General features: G+C 60.7%; 1 pseudogene. It reads right to left on the reverse strand.

Features of this window, described 5'->3' with window-relative positions:
• A pseudogene (locus Q4563_RS21310) lies at nucleotides 1-252 on the reverse strand (hypothetical protein); the annotation flags it as partial.

Genomic DNA, 252 nt, shown 5'->3' on the forward strand with positions numbered 1-252 from the left:
TCACTGGCCCGTCCGGCGAAATACACCACCGGGTGACTCCAGGCGAAGGTTTTTTTCGGCGAAGGCGCCCGGCAGGCTTCAATATACGCGGCATGAGCATCCGGTACGCCCAACTCCCCTGCCAGGTCACAACGAGAAATCACTTCATGGACATTGGGCAAATAGCTGGATTCCTTAACGGCGCGCTCCGCGGCCGCCAGGATCGTACTGGCCGGGTAATCCACCAGCAGCCGGGACCACAAGCGCTTGGCA

It is taken from the genome of Gilvimarinus sp. 1_MG-2023 (genome assembly GCF_030548285.1).